The sequence below is a fragment of the Burkholderia sp. IO2 genome, assembly GCF_029522185.1.
GTDB classification, from domain to species: Bacteria; Pseudomonadota; Gammaproteobacteria; order Burkholderiales; family Burkholderiaceae; genus Burkholderia; species Burkholderia cenocepacia.
On the sequence record NZ_JAKWFH010000013.1, the window covers coordinates 16,425 to 37,292 of the forward strand.

Sequence of the window (20,868 nt, forward strand, 5' to 3'; positions counted from 1 at the left end):
GTTACGCATCCGTGCGCGTGCCGGCCTGGGGGCCGTGCCGTTCGAACCAGCCGCGCACGCGGCGCGCGAGCGAATCGAAGCCGAGGTAGATCACGGGCGTCGTGAACAGCGTCAGCACCTGCGACACGATCAGGCCGCCGGCGATCGCGATCCCGAGCGGCTGGCGCAGCTCGGAGCCCGCGCCGGAGCCGACGATCAGCGGCACCGCGCCGAGCAGCGCGGCGAGCGTCGTCATCAGGATCGGCCGGAAGCGCAGCAGGCAGGCCTGGTAGATCGCCTCGCGCGGCGGCTTGCCTTCGACGCGTTCGGCCTCGAGCGCGAAGTCGATCATCATGATCGCGTTCTTCTTCACGATGCCGATCAGCAGCACGATGCCGATGATCCCGATGATGTCGAGGTCGTGCCCGGTGATCATCAGCGCGAGCAGCGCGCCGACGCCGGCCGACGGCAGCGTCGACAGGATCGTGATCGGGTGGATGTAGCTCTCGTACAGCACGCCGAGCACGATGTACATCGTGACGACCGCCGCGAGGATCAGGAACAGCTGGTTCGACAGCGACGCCTGGAACGCGAGCGCCGCGCCCTGGAAGCGCGTCTGGAACGAGCCGGGCAGGCCGATGTCCTTCTCGGCGGCCTCGATCGCCTTGACCGCTTCGCCGAGCGACGCGCCCGGTGCGAGGTTGAACGAGATCGTCGTCGACGGGAACTGCGACAGGTGCGCGACCAGCAGCGGCGACGGCCGCTCGTGGAACGATGCGATCGACGACAGCGGCACCTGGCCGCCGCCGGCCGACGGCAGGTAGATGTCGTTCAGCGATTGCGCGTAGTGCTGCTCCTTCGGCTCCGATTCGAGAATCACGCGGTACTGGTTCGACTGCGTGAAGATCGTCGACACGATGCGCTGGCCGAACGCGTCGTACAGCGCGTTGTCGACGGTCGCCGGCGTGATGCCGAAGCGCGCGGCGCTCGGGCGGTCGATCTCGATGTACACCGACTGGCCGTTGCTCTGCAGGTCGGTCGCGACGTCGGCGAGCGACGGCTCCTGCTGCAGCCGCGCGACGAGTTTCGGCACCCAGGTCGCGAATTCTTCCGAGTTGGGGCTCGTCAGCATGAACTGGTACTGCGTCGGGCTGACCGTCGAGTCGATCGTCAGGTCCTGCACCGGCTGCATGAACAGCGAGATGCCGGTGATGTTCGACACGCGCTGCTGCAGGTCGCGGATGATCTGCGCGGCGGTTTCGGTGCGTTCGTCGCGGGCCTTCAGGTTGATCAGCATCCGGCCGCTGTTCAGCGTGATGTTGCTGCCGTCGACGCCGATGAACGACGTGAGGCTGTCGACGTTCGGATCCTTCAGGATTGCGGCCGCGAGCGCCTGCTGGCGTTCGGCCATCGCGCCGTACGAGATCGACTGCGGCGCCTGCGTGATCGCCTGGATCACGCCGGTGTCCTGCGCGGGGAAGAAGCCCTTCGGCACGAACACATAGAGCAGGGCGGTCAGCCCGAGCGTCAGCAGCGCGACGACGAGCGTCGAGCGCTGGCGGTTCAGCACCCATTCGAGCGCGACCGCGTAACGCGCGATCACCCAGTCGATTGCCTGGTGCACGCGCGCCTCGAAGCGGTGGCTCTCCGGCGGCGGCGAATGGCGCAGCAGCTTCGCGCACATCATCGGCACGAGCGTGAGCGACACGATCGCCGAGATCACGATCGTCACCGCGAGCGTGATCGCGAATTCGTGGAAGAGGCGCCCGACCACGTCGCCCATGAACAGCAGCGGGATCAGCACCGCGATCAGCGAGACCGTCAGCGAGATGATCGTGAAGCCGATCTGCCGCGAGCCCTTCAGCGCGGCCTCGAGTCCCGATTCGCCTTCCTCGACGTAGCGCGCGATGTTCTCGATCATCACGATCGCATCGTCGACGACGAAGCCGGTCGCGATGGTGAGCGCCATCAGCGACAGGTTGTTCAGCGAGAAGCCGGCCATGTACATCACCGCGAGCGTGCCGATCAGCGACAGCGGCACCGACAGGCTCGGGATGATCGTCGCGTAGACGTTCGCGAGGAACAGGTACATCACCAGCACGACCAGCGCGACCGCGAGCAGCAGCTCGAACTGCACGTCGCGCACGGCCGCGCGGATCATCGTCGTGCGATCGGTGACGATCTCGACGTCGAGCGCGGCCGGCAGCGTTTCCTGCAGCTTCGGCAACTGCGCCTTGATCGCGTCGACGGTCGCGATCACGTTCGCGCCCGGCTGGCGCTGCACGTTCAGGATGATCGCCGGGTCCGCATTCACCCACGCGCCGAGCTTGGTGTTCTCCGAGCCGGCGACGACCGTCGCGACGTCGGTCAGCATCACCGGGCGGCCGTTCTTGTACGCGACGACCGCGCTGTTGTACTGGTCGGCGCTCGTCAGCTGGTCGTTCGCGTTGATCGTGTACGCGCGCGTCGGGCCGTCGAAGTTGCCCTTCGGCGTGTTGACGTTCAGGTTCGAGATCGTCGTGCGCAGGTCGTCGAGGTTCATCCCGTACTGCGCGAGCGCGGTCGGGTTCGCCTGGATCCGCACGGCCGGGCGGTTGCCGCCCGACAGGCTGACGAGGCCGACGCCGGCGATCTGCGAGATCTTCATCGCGAGGCGCGTGTCGGCCAGGTCCTGCACCTGCGTGAGCGGCAGCGTCTTGGACTTGACGGCGAGCGTCAGCACCGGTGCATCGGCCGGGTTCACCTTCGCGTAGATCGGCGGAGCCGGCAGGTCGGACGGCAGCAGGTTGCCGGCCGCGTTGATCGCGGCCTGCACTTCCTGTTCGGCGATGTCGAGCGGCAGGTCGAGCGAGAACTGCAGCGTGATCACCGACGCACCGGCCGAGCTTTGCGACGACATCTGGTTCAGCGACGGCATCTGCCCGAACTGGCGTTCGAGCGGCGCGGTGACCGACGACGTCATCACCTCCGGGCTCGCGCCCGGGTAGAAGGTCTGGACCTGGATCGTCGGGTAGTCGACCTCGGGCAGCGCGGCGAGGGGCAGAAAGCGCAGCGCGACGAGGCCGGCCAGCATGATCGCCGCCATCAGGAGGGCGGTGCCGACCGGCCGGAGAATGAAGAGGCGGGATGGATTCATCGAGCGGCCCGCGCGTTACTGGGCCGCGGGGGCCGCGGCTTGCGACGCGCCGTGCCGGTGTCCGCCGCGATGGCCGGCTGCACCGGACGCAGCCGATGCGCCCGACGCCGCGCCGGCGCCGTGCGCGCCTGAGGCGCCTTTCGGCTTGTCGGCCGGAATCGAGATCTTCGAGCCTTCGCGCAGGCGGTCCGAGCCGTCGGTCACCACGCGCTCGCCGAGCGTCACGCCGCTGACGATGCTCGTGCGTTCGCCGTCGACCGGGCCGATCGTGACCTTGCGCACGGTCACCGTGTTGTCGGGCTTCACGACGTACACGAACTGGCCGATCGAGCCGGTCAGCACCGCGGAGGTCGGCACGATCGTCGCGTTGCGCAGCACGTCGACGAGCAGCCGCGTGTTCACGAACTGATTCGGGAACAGCATGCCTTCCTTGTTATCGAAGTTCGCGCGCAGCTTGACCGTGCCGGTGCTTGTGTCGATCTGGTTGTCGAGCGTCGCGAGCGAACCCGTCTCGAGCGGCACCGTGTTGTTGCGGTTGTACGCGGTGATCGACAGCTTCCGGCCCGCGTTCACCTGCTTGAGGATCTGCGGCAGGTTGTCTTCCGACGTCGTGAAGATCACGCTCATCGGCTGCAACTGCGTGATCACGACGATGCCGTTGGTGTCGCCCGGCGTCACGTAGTTGCCGGGGTCGACCTGGCGCAGGCCGACGCGGCCCGACACCGGCGCCGTGATGCGCGCATACGTGAGGTTCAGTTTCGCGGAATCGATCGCGGCCTGGTCGGTCTTCACCGCGCCTTCGTACTGCTTGACGAGCGACGCCTGCGTATCGACGGTTTGCGACGCGATCGAGTCCTGCGACAGCAGCGTCTGGTAGCGCTTCAGGTCGAGGCGGGCCGTCGCGAGCAGCGCCGCGTCGCGCGCATGCGTGCCTTCGGCGTTCTCGAGCGCGACCTGGTACGGACGCGGGTCGATCTGCGCGAGCACGTCGCCCTTCTTGACGATCTGGCCTTCCTGGAACGACACCGATTGCAGATAGCCCGACAGTTGCGTCTTCACCGTCACGTTCGCGAGCGGCGTGACGGTGCCGAGCGCGGACAGCACGATCGGCATTTCGCCCTGCGTCGCGGTGGCGACCTGCACCGGCTGCGGAACGTTCGCCATCGCGGCGGGGCCGCCGCGGCCGCGATGGCTGCCAGCGGCCGCGCTGGCGCCCGCGCCTTGCGCTGAACTGCCTGCCGCGGGCGTGCGGTTCCACGGATGCCACCACAGCAGGCCGCCGATGACGACGACCGCGACGGTGCCGAGCAGCAGCGTGCGGCGCGGGCGCCGTGCGGCGGCGGGCGCGGGGTCTTTCGAAGGGGGCGTGGGCTTTTGTTCGTTATCCATCGTGTTCTGTCAGGAAGACGGCGCGGCGTGCCGGAAATCGGACTGCTGGGCTGCGCGTGGGCGTGCGGGTGACGGGACGGGGCGGCCCGGCTCGGTCCGGGGCCCCGCCGATCCGCGCGGGAAAAGAGCGGTGCGCGCCGCGAATGCGGCGCGACGATGGGCATGATCCTACGTGCCGTCCCCGTTACAGTCCAGCGGTCTATCTTTCAACGGGTTACGGTCGTTACAGAACGCGACACGGCGATGACGAAACGATTACACGCCGATGCGCCGGGCTGGCGCGCCGCCGATTTCGCGGGTGATTTTCGCGATGCATTCCTGCAGCGCGGGCACCACGTGTTCCTGCAGCCATTCGGGCGGGCACTGGTGCGACGCGCCGCCGCAATTCACCGAATAGCGTTGACCCGACGGGCCGACGAAACCGGCCGCGACCGCATTGAGGCCCTCGCGCCATTCGCCGATCGCGATCGCATGGCCGTCGCGCATCGCTTCGTCGAGCGCGGGCGTGAGGCGAGCGGACACGTGCGGCCAGTCGTCGCCGGCGGTGGTGCGCAGCGATTCGAGCAGCAGGCGACGCTCGTCGTCCTCCAGCGCGGCGAGATACGCGCGGCCGACGGCCGTACGCGCGATGTCCATCCGCGAGCCGATCTCGAGGCGCGTGACGAGCACGGCCGAGCGCGGGCGGATCACGTCGATCGCGACCATGTCGAGGCGGTCGCGCACCGCGAGGTGCACGGACAGCGACGTGCGTTCGGCCAGCTCGATCATGAACGGCCGCGAACGCGCGCGGATGTCGAAGTTGCGCAGGAAGCCGTGGCTCAGTTCGAGCACCGACGCGGTGAGCACGAAGCGCTCGCTGTCGGGCAACTGGAACAGGAAGCCGGCGCTGACGAGCGTCGCGGTGATGCGCGAGACGGTCGGCTTCGGGATGCCGGTCAATTCGGTCAGTTCGCGGTTGCTGACGGGCGCGTCGGCAGCCGCGATACGGCGCAGCACGGCGAGGCCGCGGGCGAGGGCGGTGATCTCGTCGGGTGACGATTCACGGTCCCGCGACGCGGGAGGGGTTACAGTTGTCGACACGAGGGATTCTCTCTAATTCCGAAACTCGATTTCAATTTTGTTGGTATTGTAGGACTATTGTCAAAAGATGCATGTTCCGTGGGTGAACCGGTCATTGGATGAGATTTTACGGGTTCACCCTTGGTTTATTAGGAAAACGCTCAAATGAGCGTTGCCGGAAAGTGCATGAACCGGTGCAAATACCGCTTGACTTGTCGGGCGGAAACGGAAAGAATGTCTCACGTTTTCGAAACATCGTTTCAAGAGTTTAACCGGCAACGATGTTTCGCGCAGTCTCTCAGGTTCTAGCACGGCCCTCGGAATGGCTAGAACTTTTTTAGCGCCACGGTCTCCGTGGCGCTTTTTTTTGCCTGTCTTCCGACGGTCCGCCCGGACGCGTCGGCCCGTATTATCTCCTGATCGCCACAAACGCCCGTCCGGGCCAGTTTCGCGCGTGCTGGCCCGCGCGATGGGCGCCGTCTGCACGCTTCCCGCACGCAAAAAAAAGCGCGACGCCCGCAGTGGGCATCGCGCGTGAAACGGCGTGGAGCGCCGACGAATGAACGGTGATGAAGAAAGGACGCCCGGTTAGGGACGCCCGGTCAGGGACGCCCTGCAGGGCGCAACGCCCCCTCGCGCGAGGCGGTCAGTCCTTCGCGAGCTTGATGCTGGTCTGCTCGGCCGTCAGGTAGCCGACGCTGGCGCCGAAGCGATCCTTGTAGTTCGCGCGCACGAGCGGGTCGAGCGTCGGCTTGACCTTGTCGTGCAGCGGCGCTTCCCAGTCGCCCGCGTGCTGGAAGTTGCTCATGATGTAGGTCCAGCCGTTGATCTCGTCGACCGCGTGCAGGCCCGTCGATTCGGCGCCGGCCGGGCACGACAGCACGCGCGCGAGCGACTTCGTGTCGACGTTGTAGGCCCACAGGAAGTTGTTCACGTGCATGCCCGAGTCTTCGCCGATGAACAGCGTGCGCAGCTTTTCGGAGAACTTCAGGTTGTCGGGGTTCGCGATCTTGTCCGGGTTCGCGAGGTTGCCGAGCGCATCGGCCGCGGCGAGGTCCTCGCCGACCAGCGCGGCCGGCGCGCCCATGTCGACCGGCACCCATTCGCTGTCGATCGCGCCGCCCGTCGTGTCGCGCTGGCCGGCCTTCAGGTTCAGCGCGTAGACGGCGCCCGCGGCGATCTTCTTGTCGACCGCGACGTCGCGCGACACCGCATTGCCCTTGACCATCGACGTTTCGATCCGCGACATCGCCGTGTAGACGATCTTGTCCTTCGCGTTCACGGTCGTGCCTTCGAGCTTCGTGAACGCCATGCTGCCGCCGAGCAGCGCCGCGTAGCGGTGCGTCTCGAGGAACGCGGCCGCCTTTTCCATCCCCGGCTTCACGCGCATCCAGTTGAACTTGCCGCCGAAGTGGATCTTCGTGTAGCTCGCATCGTTCGGATCGGTGGTCACCAGGTCCATGATGTCCGACGCCTTCAGCGTGTTCGCGAGCGTTTCGATCTCGCCGCTGGTCGCGTGGCCGATCTTGATCCACGTCAGCGTCGCGGTGCCGGCGCCGGCGGACGACGTCTGCGTCCACTTCGCGACGTACAGCGTGCCGGCCGACAGGTCGGCCGCCTTGTCGGCGACGAACATGAACAGGCCGCCGTTGGTCGCGTCGTCGCCCATCATCACGGTGCGCTGGTCGGGCATCACCTGGATCAGCTCGTGCGAGATGCGGCCGAGGCAGTAGTGCTTCTTCACGGTGCCGGTGCCGTCCGGGTTCACGGTGATCTCGGGCAGGTGGCCGTAGTGGTAGGGGTTCGCCTTCGTCTCGTCGCCGAAGGTGTTCTTGCTGAACGCCTTGAACTGCGCGTCGGTCGCGGCCTTCGTCGCGTCCGGCTCGTATTCCTCGCTCGACAGGTGCGTGCCCCACGGCGACAGGCTCGCGCCGCAGGTGATCCACAGGCCGTGCGCCTTCGACGTGTCGACGTTGTGGTACTTCACGACCTTCAGCGCGCCGGTGGCCGGGTCCTGGTCGAGCGTGAGCACGGCGATCGGCGACGGCAGCTGGCCGTACTGCGACGCGCTCGCCTGGTCGCGCGTCGTGTATTCGAACTGCACGACCGCGAACACCGTGTTGCCCTTCACGCCGGGCACGTTCGCGTTCTTCAGCGTCAGGAGCGAGCTGCCGTCCGGGCAGTCGGAATAGAACTGGCGCTCCTTGCCGGCGACCGAGCGATCGATGATCGGCTGGTTGTTGATGTCGTAGTAGCCGCCCGCGAGCGTCGTGCCGCCCTTGCCGTCCGGCACCATGTCGCCCGTCACGAAGAACGGCCGGTACGCGAGCTTGAAGTTGCGCGACGAGCCGTCCGAGAACGACACCGACAGCGTCGAGCCGACCGTCGTCGTGGCCATCGCGGCCGCGTTGTCGAGCGTCGGCGCGGCCATCGCCGAGAATGCCGCCGACGTATAGGCAGCGGCGACCGGGGCCGGCGTCGACGCGGGATCGTCGTCGCCGCCGCAACCCGTCAGCAGGGCCGGCAGCGCGAGGCCGGAAAGGGGAAGCATCGGCGCGCCGGCGAGGATCTTCAGGGCCTGACGACGGGAAGCATTGGGCAACGCGGGCATGTGGAGTCCAGTTTCGGTTGTTGGAAGAATGGCCTTCGCGAAGCGGGCGAGCGGCAAGCTCCGCGAAGGCATATTGAAAACTGGACGGAAGTGTAAGGACGATAGATGAAAGTTTTTTGAATTGAAAACGTAATGACGCGTCCGGGGGCGTTCAGCGGGTCAATCGCGCTCGGGCGTGGCCGAGATGCGGTGGATCGACAGGTCGGCGCCGTCGAATTCGGCTTCGCGGTCGAGACGCAGGCCGACGGTCGCCTTCAGCGCGCCGTAGACGAGCGTGCCGCCCGCGCTCGCGAGTGCGATGCCGCCGAGCGTGCCGACGAGCTGCGACAGGAACGACACGCCGCCGAGGCCGCCGAGCGCCGGCTGCCCGAACACGCCGGCCGCGATGCCGCCGAGCGCGCCGCACATCCCGTGCAGCGGCCAGACGCCGAGCACGTCGTCGATGCGCCAGCGGTTCTGCACGCAGGTGAACATCGCGACGAACAGCGCACCGGCGGCGGCGCCCGTGACGAGCGCGCCGATCGGGTGCATCACGTCGGAGCCCGCGCATACCGCGACGAGGCCAGCGAGCGGCCCGTTGTACGTGAAGCCCGGGTCGTTGCGGCCGGCCATCCATGCCGCGAGCGTGCCGCCGACCATCGCCATCAGCGAGTTCACCGCGACGAGGCCGCTGATCTTGTCGAGCGTCTGCGCGCTCATCACGTTGAAGCCGAACCAGCCGACCGCAAGCACCCAGGCGCCGAGCGCGAGGAACGGGATGTTCGACGGCGGGTGCGCGGCGATCCGGCCGTCCTTCGCGTAGCGGCCGTGGCGCGCGCCGAGCAGCAGCACGGCCGGCAGCGCGACCCAGCCGCCGAACGCATGCACGACGACCGAGCCCGCGAAGTCGTGGAACGGCGCGCCGAACGCGTGCGTGAGCCAGGCTTGCACGCCGAAGCGCTCGTTCCACGCGATCCCTTCGAAGAACGGATAGATGAAGCCGACGATGATCAGCGTCGCGACGAGCTGCGGGTTGAACTTCGCGCGCTCCGCGATGCCGCCGGACACGATCGCCGGGATCGCCGCGGCGAACGTCAGCAGGAAGAAGAAGCGCACGAGCGCGTAGCCGTTGTGCTGCGACAGCGTGCCGATGTCGTCGAAGAATTCGACGCCGTACGCGATCGTGTAACCGATGAAGAAATACGCGAGTGTCGACACCGAGAAGTCGACCAGGATCTTCACGAGCGCGTTGACCTGGTTCTTCTTGCGGACCGTGCCGAGTTCGAGAAATGCGAAGCCCGCATGCATCGCGAGCACCATGACGGCGCCGATCAACAGGAACAGGGTGTCGACGCCGGATTTCAGACCATCCATGCCGTTACTTCCTTGCGCAAAAAACGGGCAAGGAATGCAAGTATCGAGCCAACCTGGTGAACGACTGCGTGAAATTGGTGCCCGGTTGCCGCGCGATGCGGCATTCCGGTGAATCGCGCACGGGATCGGGGCGTGATCGAGGGCGAGCGACGGCGGTGCCGGCTGCACGCACGTGGTGCGACGCGTGCTGAACTGGTGCGTACGACGAACGAAGCGGTGCGCGGCGTGCGCTGTCACGCACCGATCTGGCGCGTCAGTGGCGCGCGAACAGCGCGGGCGGCCGGCGCAGCCGCAGCGCGCACGCCGACCAGTAGGCAGCGACGGTCGCCAGCCCGAGCGCGGCGAACGCGAGCGCCGCGAAGCCCGCGAGCGACTGGCCGTCGCCGTCGGCGCCGAGGATGCCTTGCGCGACGATCAGCGCGGCCGTCCAGAAGCCGATCACGGCCTGCGTGAGCAGACGCGCGCACGCGATGCGGCGCGGACGCCCCGATTCGGCGAGGCGGCGCGCCGACGGCGCACGCAGGCACAGGAACAGGGTGGCGGCGAGCAGCGCGGCCAGGACGATGAGCCAGTCGACGAGGAAAGCCATAACGAGGAAAAGTGGGGGACACGTACGAAGCGGATTGAAGCGTGCCCACTTTAGAGGCATGGCGCGTGCGATTGAATCAGACGAATCCGAAATTGAAAGGCATTTTTAATGCCGGGTCGTGATTGGGCCTGTTCCACAGGCGGTATCATCGACACCGGTCCAACCATGAGGTCGTGCAACGCGCGGCCGGAGATTGCTGATGAACATGAAGACATCGCGGGCGCGTCGCGTGCCCGGGTCCGTGCTGGCGGCCGTGGCCGCCGGTGCGCTGCTGTTGCTCGCGGGCTGCGAGAAGTCCGGCACGCCGGTCGCGCAACCCGATACGGCCGCGAGCGCGGCCGCCGACGCCGCGAACAATGCGGCAAAGGCGCTCGACCAGGTGGCGAGCACCGTCAACCAGCAGATCAACGCGGCGAAGGCCGGTATCGCGTCCGCGGCGTCGGCCGTGCCGCCGTTGTCCGCGAGCGGCCTCGCGTCGGCCGCGCAGGCGCAGATCGACGCGGCGGCGTCCGCGGTCGTCGCGCATGCGGCTTCCGAAGCGGGCGCGAAGATCGCCGAAGCCGGCAAGAAACTCCAGCAGTGGAGCCAGCAGAGCGCCGCGGGGGCCAAACCCGCGAGCGGTGAATGACGCGGGCTTGCGCGATCCGCAAAATGTAATTATTATGGTTACACATGTCGCCGGTTGCGGGTCGGGCCGGCGTCGCCGAGTGAGTCAGGAATGAATACCAGCAGCCGGTTCGCGTTTGCCGTTCACGTGCTTGCCTTGCTGTCGATGCAGGAAGGCGTGCCTTTGTCGTCCGACATCATCGCGGGCAGCGTGAATACGAATCCGGCGCTGATTCGCCGGCTGCTGTCGATGCTGGCGGCCGCAGGCCTGACCACGTCGCAGCTCGGCGCGGGCGGCGGCGCGCTGCTGGCGCGCGAGCCCGGCGAGATCACGCTGCTCGACGTGTATCGCGCGGTCGACGATGCGCAACTGTTCGCGCTGCATCGCGAGGCGCCGAATCCGGCATGTCTCGTCGGGCGGCACATTCAGAGCGCGCTGACCGGCTATATCGGCGACGCGCAGCGCGCGATGGAGGCGTCGCTCGCCACGCGCACGCTGGCCGACGTGACGGCCGACATGCTGGATCTGGAGCAGCGCACGCAACGGGCGGCGCGCGCCGGCGGGTGACCGGCGCCGGGTGCCACGGGTATCCGGCGGCAGGCAGGGCGGGAAGCCGGACGGCGCGTACGCGCGGCGATCGGCACGACGGGGGCTTTGCCCCGTTTTTTTCGGTCTTATATGTAATTGAGTGTGTTACACATTTTCATTTCTGGAGAATCGATATGACGCAACGTTCATTGAATATCGCGCTGTTCGGCGCCACCGGCATGATCGGCACGCGCATCGCGGCGGAAGCCGTGCGGCGCGGCCACCGCGTCACGGCGCTGTCGCGCCATCCGCACGCATCCGTCGACGGCATCACCGCGAAGGCGGCCGATCTGTTCGACGCGGCCAGCATTGCGGCCGCGCTGCCGGGCCATGACGTCGTCGCCAGCGCGTACGGCCCGAAGCAGGAAGACGCGGTGCAGGTCGTCGCGGCCGCGAAGGCGCTGGTCGCCGGCACGCGCCAGGCCGGCCTGAAGCGGCTCGTCGTGGTGGGCGGCGCCGGTTCGCTCGAAGTCGCGCCGGGCAAGCAGCTCGTCGACACCGAAGGATTCCCGGAGGCATACAAGGCGCAGGCGCTCGCGCACCGCGATGCGCTCGACTACCTGAAGACGGTCGCCGATCTCGACTGGACCTTCTTCGCGCCGGCCGCGCTGATCGCGCCGGGCGAGCGCACCGGCACGTTCCGCACGGGCGTCGGCAAGCTGATCGTCGACGCGCAGGGCAACAGCAAGATCTCGGTGGAAGACTACGCGGTCGCGTTCGTCGACGCACTCGAGCAGGACAGCTTCGTGCGCGAGATCGCGACGGTCGCGTATTGAGCGGCATGACGGCCGGCGGGCGGTGAGCGCCGGCCGGCCCGGCGCGACGTGCGAGCCGCGACGCGCAGTCAATTTCAGGCGATGCCACCCCGGCGGTGGCGTCGCCTGTTTCGTTTGGCGCGGCGGACGAATCGTCTGCGTGCCGGATCGGTATTTACACCGGTCGACGCGCCGCGGCAGTTTTCATATTGTTCCCCGTTGGGCAGGATGAATAGAATAAATTTCTATCGACGAGGGAATGGAGAAATGGACGCCATCGATCGCAAGCTGCTGGAGCTGCTGCAGGCGGATGCCACACTGCCGATCGCGGAACTGGCACAGCGCGTGAACCTGTCGCAGACGCCATGCTGGAAGCGCGTGCAGCGGCTGAAGGAAACCGGCGCGATTCGCGCGCAGGTCGCGCTGTGCGATCCGCGCAAGCTCGGGGTCGGCACGACCGTGTTCGTCGCGATCCGCACGAACCAGCACACCGAGGAATGGGCGCAGCGTTTCACGCAGGCGGTGCGCGACATGCCGGAAGTGGTCGAGGTCTACCGGATGAGCGGCGAGACCGATTACCTGCTGCGCGTCGTGGTGGCCGGCATCGACGACTACGACCGCGTCTACAAGCAACTGATTCGCACGGTGCCGCTGTTCGACGTCAGCTCGTCGTTCGCGATGGAGCAGATCAAGTATTCGACCGCGCTGCCCGTGCGCGATCTGGCCGAGCCCGCCTGACGGGCACCCCGCCCCGCCGGCCGCGCGGCTTCAGCGGCCGCGCGCGAGCGCGCGTGCGCGTTCGTCGGCCAGCGCGTCGCGGCGCACGAAATCCGCGACGAACGGGCTGGCCGGATGATGGTGCAGCGCATACGGCGTATCCCATTGCGCGAGCTGCCCGTCCTTCATCACGCCGATCCGGTCGGCGATCGCGAACGCTTCCGCCTGATTGTGCGTGACCAGGATCGCGGTGTGGCCCGTGTGCTTCAGGATGTCGCGCAGCTCGAATGCGAGCCGCTCGCGCGTATCGACGTCGAGATTCGAGAACGGCTCGTCGAGCAGCAGCAATTCCGGCGACGGCGCAAGTGCGCGCGCGAGGGCGACGCGCTGCTGCTGGCCGCCCGACAGTTCGTGCGGATACGCATCGCCGGAATCGGCGAGGCCGACGAGCTCGAGCATCTCCGCGACGCGCAGGCGCCGGTCGGCCTTCGGCAGGCGCCGCAGGCCGAACGCGACGTTGTCGGCCGCGCTCAGGTGCGGAAACAGCGCGTAATCCTGGAACATCATGCCGATGCGCCGGCGCTCGGGCGGCACGTCGAGCGCCGGCGCCGCGACGGGCGTGCCGTCCAGCACGATGCGTCCCATGCGCACCGGTTCGAAGCCGGCGATCGCGCGCAGGACGGTGGTCTTGCCGCAGCCGGACGCGCCGAGCAGGCAGCCGATGTCGCCGCGCGGCAGCGCGAGGCTCAGGCCGTCGACCACGGTGCGGCGGCCGTGCGGCGTGTCGTAGGCGACGCAGAGGTCGTCGAGTTCGAGCAGGTTCACGGTGTCAGGCTCCGATCTTGTGGCGGGTGCGGGCGAGCAGGATCACGGGCACGAGCCCGGCCAGCACGATCGCGAGCGCGGCGACCGCGCCTTCTTCATAGGTGCCGCGCGCGGCTTCCGCATACAGCCAGGTCGCGAGCGTGTCGAAATTCAACGGGCGCAGCAGCAGCGTCGCCGGCAATTCCTTCATCGCGTCGACGAACACCAGCAGCGCGCTCGTCGTGAGCGCGGGCCGCAACAGCGGCAGGTGAACGCGGTGCAGCGTGCCGCCGGCCGTCTCGCCGAGCGAGCGCGCGGCCTGTTCGAGCGACGGCGGAATGCGTGCGAGGCCGGCCTCGATGCCGCCGGCCGGGATCGCGAGGAAACGCACGGTATAGGCGATCACGAGCGCGGTGGCCGAGCCCATCAGCAGCAGCCCGTCGCGGCCGAGCGCCGCGCCGAACAGCCGGTCGGCCGCCGCGAACGGAATCAGCAGGCCGATCGCGAGCACGGTGCCCGGCACCGCGTAGCCGAGGCTCGCGATCCGCGCGCACAGGCGGGCAGGGCCCGTACGGGCGCTGTCGCGTTGCGCGCGGGCGGCCCACGCGACGACGAGCCCGCACGCGAGCGTCGTGGCGGTGGCGGCGGTCGCGATCGTCAGCGTGTTCGCGAGCCCGGTCATCAGTTGCGCGGAGACGCCGCCGACGAGGTGCAGCCGCTTGGCCGTTTCGACCGCGAGGTACGCGGCCGGCGCGCCGAAGCCGAGCAGGACGGGCAGCCAGCCGAGCACGGCGGCGCCCAGCGCGGCCGCGCCGGTCAGGCGGCGCGGCGCGATCGGCCGCATGCGCCGGCCGTGCGCATAGCGCTGGCGGCGGCGCCCGTAGCGTTCGAGCGCGATCATGCCGACGACGATCGCGAGCATCGCGAGCGCGATCTGCGCGGCGCCGGCGAGATCGGAGCGCGTGATCCACGTCGTATAGACGGACACGGTCAGCGTCTGCACGCCGAGAAATTCCGACGCGCCGATATCGTTCAGCGTTTCGAGCAGCGCGAGGCTCACGCCGACCGCGATCGCCGGGCGGGCCAGCGGCACGACGACGCGCCAGAACGTCGCGAGGCGGCCCGCGCCGAGCGTGCGCGCGGCTTCGAGCAGGCTCGCGGACTGCGTGACGAACATCGCGCGCGTGCTCAGATAGACATAGGGATACAGCACGAAGCCGAGCACGAAGATCGCGCCGGGCAGCGAGCGCAAATCGGGCAGGCGGAACTGGCGCGGGCTGTCGAAGCCGAGCAGCCAGCGGATCGCGCCCTGCACGGGGCCGATCGGATGCAGCAGGTCGAGATACGCGAACGCGACGATGTAGGTGGGGACCGCGAGCGGCAGCAGCAGCGCCCAGGTCAGGATCCGGCGGCCGGGAAAATCGTAGGCGGTGACGAGCCATGCGCAGCCCGTACCGACAATCGACACGATCGCGCCGACGCCGGCGAGCAGCAGCAGCGTATTGACGAGCGCGTGCGGCAGCACGAATTTGGCGAGATGCCGCCAGTGCGCGAGATCGGCGTCGAACGCGGCGGCCACGAGCACCGCGAGCGGCGCCGCGACCGCCGCGGCGATCGTCAGCGCCCCGAGCAGCCACAGGCTGCCCGCGCGCGGCCGCAGACGCGGCCACGGACGCGGGCCGCGCGGCTCGCGGCAGGCGTCGGCGGGCGAGGCGTCAGTTGTCAAAGCCGACCTTGTCGACGAGCTGGCTTGCCTGCTTGCGATGCTTCGCGATATCCGCCAGCGGCAGCGGATCGACCTTCAGCGTGCCGAAGCTCGCGATCACCGGGTCGAGCTTCACGTTCGCGCGCACCGGGTATTCGTAGTTCGCCTGCGCATACAGCGCCTGCGCTTCCGGCGACACCAGGTATTCGAGCAGTTTCACCGCGTTGGCCTTGTGCGGCGCATGCTTCGCCACCGTCGCGCCGCTGATGTTCACGTGCGTGCCGCCGCTCTTCGCGTTCGCGAAGGTCGGGCGCACGACCTTGATCGCGTCGCCCCATTTGCGCGCATCGCTGCCCGGTTCCGCGTGCTTCATGTGGCCGACGTAGTAAGCGTTCGCGAGGCCGACGTCGCAGATTCCGCCGAGAATGTCGCGCGCGACGTCGCGGTCGCCGCCGGTCGCCTTGCGCGCGAGGTTCGCCTTCACGCCGCGCAGCCATGTCTCGGTTGCGGCCTCGCCGTCGTGCGCGATCATCGCCGCGACGAGCGCGGTGTTGTACGGATGCTGGCCCGAGCGGATGCAGACCTTGCCCTTCCATTTCGGATCGGCGAGATCCTCGTAACGGAACGCATCGACCTTCAGGTCTTTTTCGACGTACAGCACGCGGTCGCGTAGCGACAGCGCGTACCAGTCGCCGTTCGTGGCGCGCAGGTTCGCGGGAATCGCGTCGTCGAGCGCCTTCGAGCGCACCGGCTGCGTGACGCCGCCGTCGACGAGGTCGAGCAGGTTGCCGACGTCGACCGTCATCAGCACGTCGGCCGGCGACTGCGCGCCTTCCGCCTTCACGCGTTCAAGCAGGCCGTCCTTCACGAACACCGTGTTGACCTTGACGCCGCTCTGCTTCGTGAACGCGTCGATGAGCGGCTGGATCAGCTTCGGCTCGCGGGTGGTGTACAGGCTCACTTCCTCGGCCGCCTGGGCAAGCGGCGCGAAGGCGGCTGCAGCCAGGGCGAGGGCGCCGGCGAGCGGCAGCAGGCGGGTGCGCGGATTCGACATGAAGACTCCGGTGGGGCAGGTGGACGAGGGAGCGTTCCGGGGCGCGCCTGCCGCCCGAGCGAACCGGAACATTACAAAATGAAAGACTTGGGATTCTAGATCGAAATGGGAACGATTAACAAACGAAAGCTTGCGGAAAGCGGCGGGGAGGACAGGGACGGGCGATCGGAACACCGGGCGGCGCAGCGCGGGCGCAAGCGCGTAGAATGCCCGCTTCGACGAATTTGACGGAGCAGCACCGACCATGAACGATCAGCGCAAGAAGAACCCAGTCCGCAACGTGAGCATCCTGATCGTCGTGGCCGTGCTGCTCGTGATCGGGACGATCCTGTACAACGCGATTTCGCAGAAGCACGCGTACGACGAGGCCCATCCGGCCGAGGCCGCGAGCGCCGCATCGCACTGACGTGCCGGGGCGCGGGCCGGTCGGGCCGCGCGTGCGGGGAGGCGAACGGGGTCGATCCGCGGTTCTCGCGCGACGGGCGCCGCGCGGAACCGGGACAGTAGAAAGCGCGCCGGAACCGACGCGCCGCACTCGCAGGTCAGCCGTGCGTCAACGTGACGCAGCGGCGAATTTCGGGCGGATCCGTGCGTAGAACACGGCCGCGAGCAGCGCGAGCCACGCCGCGCCGACATACAGCGCCACGCGCGTATCGTCGAACCAGCCGAGCATCACGATCACGAAGCCCATGAATGCGATCGTCAGCACGGGCGCGACGGGCCACAGCGGCACCTTGAACTTCAGCGCGGCGACTTCGGCGCTCGACAGACGGCGACGCATCGCCACCTGCGACAGCAGGATCATCAGCCAGACCCACACGGTCGCGAACGTCGCGATCGCGGCGACCACCAGGAACACGTCCTTCGGCATCAGGTAGTTGAGCAGCACGCCCACCAGCAGCGCGCCGGCCATCACGAGCACCGTGACCCACGGCACGCCGTGGCGCGACGTCGTCATCAGCACGCGCGGCGCCTGACCCTGCCGCGCCATCCCGAACATCATCCGGCCCGCGCCGAAGATGTCGCTGTTGATCGCCGAGATCGCCGCGCTGATCACGACGAGGTTCAGGATCGTCGCGGCCGACTTCACGCCGAGCGCCGAGAAGATCTGGACGAACGGGCTACCGTCGCTGCCGACGCCGGTCCACGGGCTGATCGACATCAGCACGACCATCGTCAGCACGTAGAACAGCAGGATGCGGGCGGGCACCGCGTTGATCGCGCGCGGAATCACGCGTTCCGGGTCCTTCGCTTCGCCGGCGCTCATCCCGATCACCTCGATGCCGCCGTACGCGAAGATCACGACCGACAGCGACGCGATCAGCCCGCCGACGCCGTTCGGCAAGAAGCCGCCGTGATTCCACAGGTTCGCGAACGTCGGCATGTCGGCCGAATGGCCGAAGTGCATGCCGGTGAGCAGGATCGCGACGCCGCCGCCGATCATCGCGACGATCGCGCCGACCTTGATGATCGACAGCCAGAATTCGAGCTCGCCGAACACCTTCACGTGGCACAGGTTCAGCCCGCAGATGATCGCGACGACGCCGAGCACCCAGATCCATTGCGGGACATCCGGAAACCAGAAGCCCATGTAGATGCCGAACGCGGTGATGTCGGCGATCGCGACGATCACCATTTCGAGCGTATAGGTCCAGCCCGTGACGAAGCCCGCGAACGGGCCGAGGTTCTCGGTCGCGTAGTGGCCGAACGAACCCGCGACGGGCTCGCGCACGGCCATTTCGCCGAGCGCGCGCATCACCATGTAGACGGCCGCGCCGCCGAGGACGTACGCGAGGATCACGGCCGGGCCCGCGAGCTGGATCGCGGACGCCGAACCGTAGAACAGGCCCGTGCCGATCGCCGAGCCCAGCGCGAGAAAGCGGATGTGCCGCGCGCTGAGATGGCGCTGCAAGTTTTTCATCGAGTCTCCGATATCGTTATGCGACGAACCGGGCGAGCAGGGCTGGCCCGATTGGCTCAAGTTGTCTATACAACTTGAATGTGAACGAATGATAACAAGCCGGACCCGGTGACCGGAATCGGGTATTCCCTGACTGGCGCGGCGAATGGAATGGGGCGTGGGGCGCTCGCGCGCCGGATGCGCGGGCCGCGTGGAGTGGGTGGGGCATGCTTCGGGGAATCGTTGAACCGGAGTGCGCCGGTGGCCGATCCGCGGCGCGCGGGTCGGCCTGGCGGCGCGGGGATGCGGGGTCAGGCGGGCAGGCGGATCACGCTCGCATCCTTGCGGATCAGCAGCGACGACGCGAGCATCTGCTTGCACTGGTGCGCGAGCACCTTCAGGTCGTGCGTGAGCTCCGCGCCGACCGCGTCGGATTGCTCCGCGGACACGACCATCGCATCGAGATCGCGCGTGATCTGCTTCGACGCTTCGAGCTGATCGGCCGGCGGCGGCTCGCCGGCTTCCGCCTTCTCGAGATTGTCGAGCACGGCGGCGAGGCCGCGCTGCAATGCGTCGTCGTGCACCAGGCCGCCATCGGCCGCGCATGCGCTGCGGATCAGCGGCGCGGCGGCCGTGATCTGCGCGCCGAGCACGTGCGTCTGCACGAGCAGGTCGTTCAGTTCGGGCACGAAGCGCTGGTGCGCCTTCGGCTCGATCATCATCCGCTGGAATGCCTGCCCGAGATTCGCGAACGCGATGTGCACGTCCTTGCGGGCGAGGCGGTAGCGGTAGTCGTCGTCGAGGCTGGTCACGGGCGCCTCGACCGCGGCGGCCACGCCCGCGACGACGGCCGCGCCGTCGGCGGCCGGCACCGGCGGCGGCGACATGCCGCGCCCCGCGCGCCACACGGCCTCGAAATACTTGCGCGTGGACGTCAGCATGTCGGTGACGAGCTTGCCCATCAGCCGGTATTCCCAGTACGGGAACAGCCGGCTCGCGGCGATCGCGATCATGCAGCCGACCACCGTGTCGATCGCGCGCTCGCCGATGATCCGCATGCTGCCCGGCGCGAGCAGGTGGAACATCAGCAGCACGTACGACGACGTGAACACGACGCTCGCCGCGTAGTTGAACAGCAGCAGGCTGTAGCTCATCACCATCGATCCGAACATGATCGCGATCAGCAGGTGCGGCTCCTTCACCGTGTAGATCAGCGCGATGCTCGCCGCGCAGCCGATCAGCGTGCCGATGATCCGCTGCGCGTTGCGCTGCTTGGTCAGCGAGTAGCCGGGCTTCAGGATGATGATGGTGGTCATCACGATCCAGTAGGCGTTCGTGAGCGGCAGCAGCCGGCCGATCCAGAAGCCGACCGCCACGGCGATCGTCACGCGCAGCGCATGGCGAAAGCTCGGCGAACGCATGTTCAGGTTCGAGAAAATCAGCAGCGGCGACATGCGGCGGCGCTGCAGGAAGCGCGTGAGCGCCTTGTCGATCTTCAGTTCGGTCTGCTGCGGATCGGCGTGGCCCGACAGGTTGCGGCGCATTCGGTCGATCAGGCGCGTCGCGCTCCAGATGCGCCGGAACGTCGCGAGCACGGCCGCATACGCTTCCGCGTTGGTGGCCGCGAAGTTCTTCTTGCGCATCAGCTCGATCTCGTACTCGATCGCGCGCAGCTCGGCCTTCACGCTGATGCGCGAATGGGGCGCGCGGTTTTCGAGCACCGCGAGGCCGATTTCCTCGAGATCGGCGGCGGCCTTGCGGATCAGGTCGCGGTAGAAAATGATCAGGTCCGTGCCGCCGAACGTGTTGCGCACCAGCGGGTAATCGGTGTGCGCGCCGACGAACAGCTCGTGCAGGTCGACGCTGTTGATGAACAGGTTGTACATCGTCGTGCGGCCGGGATCGAGCTTGCCGCGCCGCAGCTTCGGCAGGTTGCGCAGCACGATGTCGCGCGCGGTTTCCTGCGTTTCGACCGCGGTGATCTGCCGGGCGACGAGATTGCGGTAGCACTCGTCGAGATCGGCGTCGAGATCGTAGAACTGCGCGCGGGCGAGCAGGTAGTCGGCGCACGCGAACAGGCTTTCGGCCAGCGCCTGCTGCTCGATCCGGCGCGCCTGCCATTGCGACACGAGCGTGGCCCAGTACGTGTACCAGAGGCCGCCCGCGAGAATCCAGCCGGCGTTGATGAACGCCTGCAGCGGCGTGAACTTCTCCTCGAGCGTCATCACCATCATGAACAGCGTCGCGAAGCTGATCTGCGGCCAGCGGTTGCCGTAGACGACGATCAGCGACAGCACGAACGTGAGCGGCACGATCGTGAGCCACAGCGCGAAGATGTTCGGTGTCGCGAGGCCGGTGGCGAGCGCGGCCAGGAAGCCGATCACGCTGCACGCGAGCATTTCGTTGTGTTTGTACTTCAGCGGGCCCGGCATGTCGACGACGCATGCGCCGAGCGCGCCCGTCGAGATCGTGAAGCCGAGCTCCCGGTTGTGAAACACGATCAGGCACAACACGGCCGGCAGCGACACGCCGACCGCGATCCGCAGGCCGCCGAAAAAGTACTGGCTGTAGAAAAACTTTCTGATTTCGACCGAATAGCGCATCGATGGGCTGAATGGCAGA

General features: G+C 67.7%; 16 protein-coding genes. 5 read left to right on the forward strand and 11 right to left on the reverse strand.

Annotated features, from left to right (window positions below; translation table 11 throughout):
• Window position 1: 1 nt before the first annotated feature.
• The 6 genes from MMB92_RS10645 to MMB92_RS10670 all read right to left on the reverse strand — a co-directional run bounded on the left by MMB92_RS10645 (window position 2) and on the right by MMB92_RS10670 (window position 10,116).
• Window positions 2-3,115, reverse strand: a complete 3,114-nt coding sequence (locus tag MMB92_RS10645) for an MdtB/MuxB family multidrug efflux RND transporter permease subunit (protein WP_069352668.1) — start codon at window positions 3,113-3,115, stop codon at window positions 2-4.
• 15 nt (window positions 3,116-3,130) lie between these two features.
• A complete protein-coding gene (locus tag MMB92_RS10650; protein ID WP_080331436.1) occupies window positions 3,131-4,504 on the reverse strand; it encodes an MdtA/MuxA family multidrug efflux RND transporter periplasmic adaptor subunit in 1,374 nt (457 codons plus the stop codon).
• A gap of 255 nt (window positions 4,505-4,759) precedes the next feature.
• Complete coding sequence (locus MMB92_RS10655) at window positions 4,760-5,584, reverse strand: IclR family transcriptional regulator (protein WP_006497679.1); 825 nt, start codon at window positions 5,582-5,584, stop codon at window positions 4,760-4,762.
• A 625-nt stretch (window positions 5,585-6,209) separates the two neighbouring features.
• The gene (locus MMB92_RS10660) at window positions 6,210-8,174 is read right to left on the reverse strand and encodes an alkaline phosphatase PhoX (protein ID WP_006497677.1); all 1,965 of its coding nucleotides are present in this window, start codon (window positions 8,172-8,174) and stop codon (window positions 6,210-6,212) included.
• 159 nt (window positions 8,175-8,333) lie between these two features.
• A complete protein-coding gene (locus MMB92_RS10665; RefSeq protein WP_006483862.1) occupies window positions 8,334-9,527 on the reverse strand; it encodes an ammonium transporter in 1,194 nt (397 codons plus the stop codon).
• Between the two features lie 253 nt (window positions 9,528-9,780).
• Window positions 9,781-10,116 carry a hypothetical protein gene (locus MMB92_RS10670; protein ID WP_006493329.1) on the reverse strand — a complete coding sequence of 112 codons (336 nt, stop codon included), beginning with the start codon at window positions 10,114-10,116 and terminating at the stop codon, window positions 9,781-9,783.
• A gap of 199 nt (window positions 10,117-10,315) precedes the next feature.
• On the opposite strand from MMB92_RS10670, the gene MMB92_RS10675 reads away from it, so the two are divergent.
• The 4 genes from MMB92_RS10675 (at window position 10,316) to MMB92_RS10690 (ending at window position 12,804) form a co-directional block, all read left to right on the forward strand.
• Window positions 10,316-10,744 carry a hypothetical protein gene (locus MMB92_RS10675; protein ID WP_006484403.1) on the forward strand — a complete coding sequence of 143 codons (429 nt, stop codon included), beginning with the start codon at window positions 10,316-10,318 and terminating at the stop codon, window positions 10,742-10,744.
• Window positions 10,745-10,834: 90 nt separating this feature from the next.
• A complete protein-coding gene (locus MMB92_RS10680) occupies window positions 10,835-11,290 on the forward strand; it encodes an Rrf2 family transcriptional regulator (RefSeq protein WP_006484400.1) in 456 nt (151 codons plus the stop codon).
• Between the two features lie 155 nt (window positions 11,291-11,445).
• Window positions 11,446-12,087: an NAD(P)H-binding protein gene (locus MMB92_RS10685; RefSeq protein ID WP_006497676.1), complete on the forward strand. Its 642-nt coding sequence runs from the start codon at window positions 11,446-11,448 to the stop codon at window positions 12,085-12,087.
• Window positions 12,088-12,333: 246 nt separating this feature from the next.
• Window positions 12,334-12,804 (forward strand): Lrp/AsnC family transcriptional regulator, encoded by a 471-nt coding sequence (locus tag MMB92_RS10690; RefSeq protein WP_006484401.1) that lies wholly within the window; start codon window positions 12,334-12,336, stop codon window positions 12,802-12,804.
• A 30-nt stretch (window positions 12,805-12,834) separates the two neighbouring features.
• Here MMB92_RS10690 and MMB92_RS10695 read toward each other — a convergent pair whose 3' ends face one another.
• The 3 genes from MMB92_RS10695 to MMB92_RS10705 are packed head-to-tail and all read right to left on the reverse strand — an operon-like array spanning window position 12,835 to window position 16,346.
• The gene (locus MMB92_RS10695) at window positions 12,835-13,608 is read right to left on the reverse strand and encodes an ABC transporter ATP-binding protein (RefSeq protein WP_006497675.1); all 774 of its coding nucleotides are present in this window, start codon (window positions 13,606-13,608) and stop codon (window positions 12,835-12,837) included.
• A 4-nt stretch (window positions 13,609-13,612) separates the two neighbouring features.
• On the reverse strand, window positions 13,613-15,247 hold the full coding sequence (locus MMB92_RS10700; protein WP_264835451.1) for an iron ABC transporter permease: 1,635 nt from the start codon (window positions 15,245-15,247) through the stop codon (window positions 13,613-13,615).
• 55 nt (window positions 15,248-15,302) lie between these two features.
• Window positions 15,303-16,346, reverse strand: a complete 1,044-nt coding sequence (locus tag MMB92_RS10705) for a Fe(3+) ABC transporter substrate-binding protein (RefSeq protein WP_006490794.1) — start codon at window positions 16,344-16,346, stop codon at window positions 15,303-15,305.
• A 244-nt stretch (window positions 16,347-16,590) separates the two neighbouring features.
• Between MMB92_RS10705 and MMB92_RS10710 the strand changes: the two genes are divergently transcribed.
• Window positions 16,591-16,752, forward strand: a complete 162-nt coding sequence (locus MMB92_RS10710) for a hypothetical protein (protein ID WP_006476417.1) — start codon at window positions 16,591-16,593, stop codon at window positions 16,750-16,752.
• A gap of 147 nt (window positions 16,753-16,899) precedes the next feature.
• Here MMB92_RS10710 and MMB92_RS10715 read toward each other — a convergent pair whose 3' ends face one another.
• Both MMB92_RS10715 and MMB92_RS10720 read right to left on the reverse strand, forming a co-directional pair.
• On the reverse strand, window positions 16,900-18,267 hold the full coding sequence (locus MMB92_RS10715; RefSeq protein ID WP_060211585.1) for an amino acid permease: 1,368 nt from the start codon (window positions 18,265-18,267) through the stop codon (window positions 16,900-16,902).
• A 290-nt stretch (window positions 18,268-18,557) separates the two neighbouring features.
• Window positions 18,558-20,849, reverse strand: coding sequence for an FUSC family membrane protein (locus MMB92_RS10720; protein WP_205672022.1), 2,292 nt, complete (start codon window positions 20,847-20,849; stop codon window positions 18,558-18,560).
• Window positions 20,850-20,868 lie beyond the last annotated feature (19 nt).

What these genes read in the sequence shown, in the direction of transcription:
- MMB92_RS10645 (WP_069352668.1), bottom strand. Translation starts at nt 3,115, where the DNA reads ATGAATCCATCCCGCCTCTTCATTCTCCGGCCGGTCGGCACCGCCCTC.
- MMB92_RS10650 (WP_080331436.1), bottom strand. Translation starts at nt 4,504, where the DNA reads ATGGATAACGAACAAAAGCCCACGCCCCCTTCGAAAGACCCCGCGCCC.
- MMB92_RS10660 (WP_006497677.1), bottom strand. Translation starts at nt 8,174, where the DNA reads ATGCCCGCGTTGCCCAATGCTTCCCGTCGTCAGGCCCTGAAGATCCTC.
- MMB92_RS10665 (WP_006483862.1), bottom strand. Translation starts at nt 9,527, where the DNA reads ATGGATGGTCTGAAATCCGGCGTCGACACCCTGTTCCTGTTGATCGGC.
- MMB92_RS10670 (WP_006493329.1), bottom strand. Translation starts at nt 10,116, where the DNA reads ATGGCTTTCCTCGTCGACTGGCTCATCGTCCTGGCCGCGCTGCTCGCC.
- MMB92_RS10675 (WP_006484403.1), top strand. Translation starts at nt 10,316, where the DNA reads ATGAACATGAAGACATCGCGGGCGCGTCGCGTGCCCGGGTCCGTGCTG.
- MMB92_RS10680 (WP_006484400.1), top strand. Translation starts at nt 10,835, where the DNA reads ATGAATACCAGCAGCCGGTTCGCGTTTGCCGTTCACGTGCTTGCCTTG.
- MMB92_RS10685 (WP_006497676.1), top strand. Translation starts at nt 11,446, where the DNA reads ATGACGCAACGTTCATTGAATATCGCGCTGTTCGGCGCCACCGGCATG.
- MMB92_RS10690 (WP_006484401.1), top strand. Translation starts at nt 12,334, where the DNA reads ATGGACGCCATCGATCGCAAGCTGCTGGAGCTGCTGCAGGCGGATGCC.
- MMB92_RS10705 (WP_006490794.1), bottom strand. Translation starts at nt 16,346, where the DNA reads ATGTCGAATCCGCGCACCCGCCTGCTGCCGCTCGCCGGCGCCCTCGCC.
- MMB92_RS10710 (WP_006476417.1), top strand. Translation starts at nt 16,591, where the DNA reads ATGAACGATCAGCGCAAGAAGAACCCAGTCCGCAACGTGAGCATCCTG.
- MMB92_RS10715 (WP_060211585.1), bottom strand. Translation starts at nt 18,267, where the DNA reads ATGAAAAACTTGCAGCGCCATCTCAGCGCGCGGCACATCCGCTTTCTC.
- MMB92_RS10720 (WP_205672022.1), bottom strand. Translation starts at nt 20,849, where the DNA reads ATGCGCTATTCGGTCGAAATCAGAAAGTTTTTCTACAGCCAGTACTTT.